The sequence below is a fragment of the Pseudomonas sp. genome, assembly GCF_050739995.1.
Classification (GTDB): domain Bacteria; phylum Pseudomonadota; class Gammaproteobacteria; order Pseudomonadales; family Pseudomonadaceae; genus Aquipseudomonas.
Genome location: NZ_JBOICG010000282.1, coordinates 1 through 6,524 on the forward strand (window position 1 = coordinate 1; position 6,524 = coordinate 6,524).

The 6,524-nt window shown below is 60.6% G+C and carries 6 protein-coding genes; 3 read left to right on the plus strand and 3 right to left on the minus strand.

Features of this window, described 5'->3' with window-relative positions:
• Window positions 1–257: c-type cytochrome (locus tag ACRESD_RS09670; protein ID WP_431750711.1), on the plus strand; the 257-nt coding region annotated here is incomplete at its 5' end.
• Here the strand turns inward: ACRESD_RS09670 and ACRESD_RS09675 are convergent.
• The 3 genes from ACRESD_RS09675 to ACRESD_RS09685 all read right to left on the minus strand — a co-directional run bounded on the left by ACRESD_RS09675 (window position 258) and on the right by ACRESD_RS09685 (window position 4,230).
• Window positions 258–2,279 carry an LTA synthase family protein gene (locus tag ACRESD_RS09675; RefSeq protein WP_431750712.1) on the minus strand — a complete coding sequence of 674 codons (2,022 nt, stop codon included), beginning with the start codon at window positions 2,277–2,279 and terminating at the stop codon, window positions 258–260.
• Window positions 2,280–2,356: 77 nt separating this feature from the next.
• On the minus strand, window positions 2,357–2,962 hold the full coding sequence (locus ACRESD_RS09680; protein WP_431750713.1) for a hypothetical protein: 606 nt from the start codon (window positions 2,960–2,962) through the stop codon (window positions 2,357–2,359).
• Window positions 2,962–4,230 carry a sialidase family protein gene (locus tag ACRESD_RS09685; protein WP_431750714.1) on the minus strand — a complete coding sequence of 423 codons (1,269 nt, stop codon included), beginning with the start codon at window positions 4,228–4,230 and terminating at the stop codon, window positions 2,962–2,964. The genes ACRESD_RS09680 and ACRESD_RS09685 overlap by 1 nt, the downstream gene beginning before the upstream one ends.
• A gap of 157 nt (window positions 4,231–4,387) precedes the next feature.
• Here ACRESD_RS09685 and ACRESD_RS09690 point away from each other — a divergent pair, with 157 nt between their 5' ends.
• Window positions 4,388–5,050, plus strand: a complete 663-nt coding sequence (locus ACRESD_RS09690) for a response regulator (RefSeq protein ID WP_431750715.1) — start codon at window positions 4,388–4,390, stop codon at window positions 5,048–5,050.
• Window positions 5,047–6,399 (plus strand): ATP-binding protein, encoded by a 1,353-nt coding sequence (locus ACRESD_RS09695; RefSeq protein WP_431750716.1) that lies wholly within the window; start codon window positions 5,047–5,049, stop codon window positions 6,397–6,399. The genes ACRESD_RS09690 and ACRESD_RS09695 overlap by 4 nt, the downstream gene beginning before the upstream one ends.
• Window positions 6,400–6,524 lie beyond the last annotated feature (125 nt).

Below are 6,524 nucleotides of genomic sequence, written 5' to 3' on the forward strand. Positions count from 1 at the left end.
GTGAAGGTGCGCGCGGTGGTTTTGGTCCCGAGCTCAACGGCATCATCGGCAGGCCAGCGGGTACCACCACGGACTATCAATACTCCGACGCGATGAAGAACTCCGGTGTGGTCTGGACCCGGGATAAACTGGCCGCTTATATCGAAGCACCGAAGAAAGTAGTCAGTGGAACCCGCATGATTTTCTGGGGCATCAGCGATCAGGACAAGATTGCAGACATCCTGGCGTATCTCGAAACCTTCCAGCCCAACAAGTAGTCACTCGCGCACATTCCTGAACAGCATCAATCGCGCGCTTTCATGCAGCCCATGCGTGAGCCCTTGCAAGCGCTGAAACTCTTCGGGATGTTGCTCGGCGACATCCTCCCGGGGCGTTTGTGAGGCCAGGTCATGCAACGTCGGTGAGCTGCCGTCGTGCTGCATTTGCAGCAGGAAGTGGCGGGTCACACCGCCGATAATCGGGAAGGTGCCTTCCTGCAGTACCAGCGGCACCACGCGTTCGCCTTCGGGCGCCGGTTGCTGGATATCCCTGCCCATCGCGCCATTGGAGAACGGCACGCCTGCCATCCCGGCCACGGTGGGCAGCAGGTCGGCCAGGCCCACGGCTTCTTCGATCACCCGGGGTTGCAGGCCAGGGGCGTGGATCAACAGCGGCACATTGTTGCTTTCCAGTCCCAGTTGTTCGAAGGCGGGCGCCATGTGAGGGATCTGGCTGATGCGGGTGTTGTGGTCGCCGAAGAACACGAAGATGCTGTTGTCGTACCAACCCCCGGCCTTGGCGATCTCCATCAGGCGACCGATGTTGTAGTCCAGCAGGCGCACGGCCTGGTATTGCTCGACACTGCGTGAACCCGCCGCCTGGACCTGCTCCAGTGTCACGTCTTTTATCTGGAAACCGTCGTTTTGCTTCGGGATCGTGAAGGGCCGGTGGTTGCCGGAGGTTTGCAGGTAGGCGAAGAACGGTTGGTGTTTGGGCACGGCGCGCAATAACAGGTCACCTTCCTTGAACAGGTCCAGATCGGAAATGCCCCACACATCCACGCGTGGCGAGCGCCAGTGACTTTCCTCAAACAGTTGCACACCGTCGATGCTCTGGCGGATCAGCGCGTTGATATTCGCCCAACCAGCGTTGCCGCCGATCATGTAGAACTTCTGGTAGCCCTCGAAGGCGTTGATCAGCGTGTGTTGACGGGTGATCAGTGGGTGGCGGGTAGCGGTCTCCTGGCGGGTCACGTCGGGCACGCCGGTGATGCTCGCCCACACGGTTTTCGCGGTGCCGGTCACAGGCACGTAGAAGTGTTTGAAGAACCAGCTCTGTGTCGCCAGTTTGTCCAGGTTCGGCGTTGGATTCAGTGGGTTGCCGTAGGCACCCACGGCGCTGGTGCCGAGGGATTCAAGCATCACGAAGATCACGTTGGGCGGTCGCTCGCCGGCCAGGCGATAGGGCTGCACGGCTTGTTTGCGGGTGAAGTCCAGTTGCTCGGCGTCGGGTTGATCGACGCCCAGGTAATGGGCGACTTGTGGGTACAGTTCGCGCACCTTGGCTTCATCGAACTGCGACTGGCCGACCTTGAGCGTGTCATACAAAAACAGCACCGGGTTCAAGCCCACGGCAGCCACTTGGCTGTTGCCGGAAAAGAACGCATCACTCCATCGCAGCGGTACCGGGTTTTCCAGGTTGAGGTTGGCCACACGGCCGAGCAGGGCCAGCAGCACGGCGATGACGCCGACCACTGAAGCAGAGGCCAGGCTCAGTTTGCCGAGGGGCTTGGGTTCGCGATCCAGGGTCAGTCGTTCCAGGCAGACCAGTGCCCACACCCATAGCGCCACGGCGGCCAGCCAGCAGGCTGTTATCCACAGCACTGGGTAGGTTTCCCACACCATCTGTTGAGAGATCTGTGCATCTTGCAGGTAACGTAGCACGGTCGCGTTGATGCGCACGCCCAGGTAGGCGTAGTGGCCGAAGTCGATGATGTACACCAGACCGACCACCGCCAGTGCTACCACCAGATAGCTGCGCGCCAGCCAACGCAGGACGGGCAGGGTGGTGAGGTTCCAGCGGGGTATCCACGCAAGCACCGCCAGCGGCAACAGGAGCAATACGGTCAGGCGCAGGTCGAAACGCAGGCCGATGCCTAGGGTTTCCAACAACGCAGGCGTGGTGAAATCAAGCCCGGAAAAACCCACGACAAACACCAGCCGCAGCGCGGCCAACACCACAAACATCAACCCGATCGCCCCTACGCCGTAGCGCAGGCGGCGTGATTGCAACGCACCCATTATTGACCTTCCAAATTTTCCAAAACGCCGCGGATCAAATGTGGGAGGGGGCTTCCCCCGATAGCAGTGTGTCTGTATCAGCTAGGCTGCCTGGCACGCCGCCATCGGAGGCAAGCCTCCCCCCACAGTTTGAATTGCATGAGCCCAGCGATTACGCAGTAACCCGCCAGCAACGGATCAATCAGATAATCCCAATAGTTCTCCGATGCCTTCAGCCGCAACGCGAATGCCAACGTGCCCACTGCCAGCATCCACACCACCAGCCTGTTGCACAGCGCCAGCATCAACAGGGCCAATGCGCCTACCAGCACAATCATCGGCCGAGGGTTGAAACCCCAGCGATAAGGATCGACATACGTCAACCCCATCGTGGCCGGATACAGCAGCAGGCTCAGCCCCCCAAACAGCATCAAGAGTTGCAACTGATGCGGGCGGTCAAGCGGCTGCAACAGCCCCAACCGGCACAGCGCAACCCACGCCAGCAACACCAGCGTGCTGATCGCCAGGTCATCGGTATAGCTGCGCACGTACGCCGCCAAGGGCAGTTCATTCACCGGGACAACACTGAGCGCCACCAGCACCGGCAACAGCCATGGTCGCCATCGCGAGGTCATTCGAAATGTGCTCAACAGCACAAACCCCAACAGCACAAAACTCAAATGGGCTTGCCACAGCGACACCATCACAGACGCTCCGCCAGCCAGGCTTCGTTGAAGCTGACATGTTTGATAAAGGTGTTATTCCACGAGTACACCAAGTGATACATGCCATCCGGGCTGCGGCTGAAGTACGGGTATTCGTACTCGAAATCACAGCCGCGGGGTTTGCACACGCGGTAATCCAGATTGCTCAGAAAACGTTGTTCCAACGGCAGGCGCCGGGCGCCGCTGGAGGCCCGGAAGCCTTCGCCGATGATCTCTTTGTACGCTGCGGGGGCGAACGGTTGGCCGAGCGGGTCGGGAGATTCATCCAGATCGATCAGGTTGCGCCATTGGCTTAGCCGAGCGTCGGTGCCGTACAGGCTGAGCTTGAAGCGGCCGTCTTGCAGGTCGTTGAGGGCTACCAGCAAACCATCGTCCTGGGTGGCCACAGCCGCGAGCGAGGAGTTGGGGTTGGCCGGCTCCAGTGGGTAGGGTTCGCTCCAGGTTTGCCCGGCATCCTCGGTGCGGCTGGCCAGCACGCGGTGATGGGTTTCACCGGCGTAGCGCAACATCGCCACTGCGCGTTGGCCATCCTGCGGCACGATGGTGGGTTGCAAGGAATGTTTGCCGCGACTGATGCGGAATTTATCGATCACCGCGCCATCGGCGCTCAAGTACAGGTACTCGGCAAACTTACCCATGAACTCGTGATACACCGGCAGGCCGATGGAGCCGTCGGCGTGGAACACCGGCGCGGCACGCACCAGCGTGCTGATGTTAAAGAACGGCGAGGTCACCAGCTGCCTCGGGGCTGTCCAGGTGGCGCCCAGGTCCTCCGATACCATCAGATTGATCGCACTGGTGGCCCAGCCACCGACTGATACCGATACGTAAAACATCCACAGGCGGTTATCCGGCCCCAAGGCGATCACCGGGTTGCCCAGCTTGCGGATATAGCGCTGGGTGCCATCGCGTGTACTTTCCCGCGTAGCCAATACCTGCTCGGCACCCCATTCGCCGCTGAGCGCATCAAAGCGTGCGGTACGCACCTGCACATCGGCGGCGCCCTCGCGGGAACCGGCGAACCACACGGCCATCAAGTCGCCGCCGGGCAGGGCGGTGACGGATGAGGAGTGCACAAAGTCGGTGAGCTGCGAAGACACAAAACGGCTGGTGTACTGCGGGGCAGTCGTTGCCGGTGTGTTGTTCGGGCTGGCTTGGGCGAAGGGGGCCAATGTGTGGGGCGGATGGCTTTGCCATGCGGCGAAAAATATCGCGAGCAGGCTGCAGATCAGTAAGGCAGAGCGCATAGAAAGCCTGTCAGGAACTCATCGCTTGGGTAGGAGGCTGCACAGTGCAAAACCAACCTTAGTGCAACCTTAGTTGGCAATGCGCCGTAACACCTTTCCCGGAATAGCCCGCTCTGGAACCCGGCATGATGCGGCCGATTCCTACAGAGATTCTGCTATGCGCCTACTCCTCGTCGAAGATGATCGTGCCCTCGGCCAAGGGATTCGCATGGCATTGGGCTCTGATGGCTACACATTGGATTGGCTGCAAGACGGCCTCAGTGCCTTGCATGCCTTGCGCACGGAAAGCTTTGACTTGCTGCTGCTCGACCTTGGCTTGCCACGCCTGGATGGCTTGGATCTGTTGCAGCAACTACGCGCCGAGCAACACGACGTGCCGGTGCTGATCCTCACTGCCCGCGACGGCACCGTCGAGCGTATCGCCGGGCTGGATGCTGGCGCCGATGACTATCTGATCAAACCGTTCGATGTCCAAGAGCTCAAGGCTCGCGTGCGCGCCCTGTTGCGCCGCAGTCAGGGCCGCGCCCAACCCATATTGGAACATGCCGGTATCAGTCTCGACCCGTCCACCCAACAAGTGCGTTACCAGGACGAAGACATCATCGTCACCCCGATGGAATACCAACTGCTGCATCAACTGCTGGTGCGCCCCGGCAAAGTGGTGACCCGTGAGCGGCTGTCCCGTGCGTTGTATGGCTGGCAAGACCGGGTTGAGAGCAACACCTTGGAAGTGCTGATCCACAACCTGCGTAAAAAGTTATCCACCGAGCTGATCCGCACCGTACGTGGCGTCGGTTATGTGCTGGTGCTCAAACCATGAATTCGGTTCGCGCGCGCATCCTCATTCCCGTGCTGATGTTGATCCTGCTGGGCGATGCGCTTATCAGTTGGCTGGTGCTGCGTGACAGCCACCATGAAATCGAAGAAGTCTATGACGCCCAACTCGCCCAAAGCGCTCGTCTGCTGCAAGGCGTGCTGCGCCAGCGCGACCCCGGTGATGTGGATTGGAACCGGCTGTATGAGGCGTTCGACCAGGCCATGAGCCGGGTGGGCGAAGAGGGCGTGGCCCATCCTTATGAAACCCGGCTGACCTTCCAGGTATGGCGCAGCAACGGTGAACTGCTGATGCGCTCTGCCGAAGCCCCCGTGCTCGCCGCGCCGCCGGCCACACTTGGCGCCCACGACATCTTGGAAAATGGCAATGATTGGTGCGCCTTCCTCCTGGTCGACCCGCAACAAGGCCTGCTGATTTGGGTGGGCGAGCGCGACGACATTCGCCAGGACGTGATTGAGCGCATCATGCGCCACACCCTCTGGCCCACCCTGATCGGCGTGCCACTGCTGACCGTATTGATCTGGCTGGTCATCGGCTGGGGTCTCAAGCCCTTGCGCGCCATGGTGTCGTCGATTCGCGGGCGCAACACCTTCACCCTGCAACCCTTGCAGCTCAAACCGCTGCCGACCGATCTGGAACCCATGCAAACCGCGCTGAACCGCTTGTTGGTGCAGATCGACGACCTGCTGGAGCGCGAGCGCCGCTTTATCGCCGATGCTGCTCACGAACTGCGCACCCCGTTGGCGATCTTGCGCATCCACGCACAAAACGCACAGAGCGCCGGCACCGAGGAACAGCGCCGTGAGGCATTGGACTTCCTGGTCAACGGCGTCGACCGCGCCACCCGCATTGGAAGCCAATTGCTGACTATGGCACGCATCGAACCTCAGTTGATCAACCCCGTGCGCAGCCGCGTGCAACTGACCGAACTGGTGCGCGAAGAACTGGCCGAACTGACACCGCTGGCCTTGGAAAAAGGCGTGGAACTGGTGCTCGAAGGCGATGAGGAGTGTTGGGTGGAAACCGAGCCGGTGGCGATGGCCATTGCACTGCAAAACCTGGTGACCAACGCCCTCAACTTTTCACCAACGGGCAGTGAAGTGAAAGTGGTGATTGGCACTCACTGCCTGAGCGTGAAAGACCAAGGGCCGGGCATTGATGAGGCGCAAATGGAGCGCCTGTTCGAGCGGTTTTACAGCCAAGGCAATGCCAATGGTGCGGGGTTAGGGTTGGCGATTGTGCAAATGATCGTTGGCAAGATTGGTTGCCGGTTGGCGCTGCATAACCGTGAGCGGGGTGGGTTGTGTGTGCGGTTGGTCTTCGACGAGCCCTGAGGGGGAGCGCACCGCCGATCAAGTGTGGGGGGCTCGCGAGACTGCGAAGGCGGTGGCACTGTGGGCATTTTTTTGCCTGATACACCGCTTTCGCAGCCTCGCTAAAGCTCGACAGCTCCCACAGG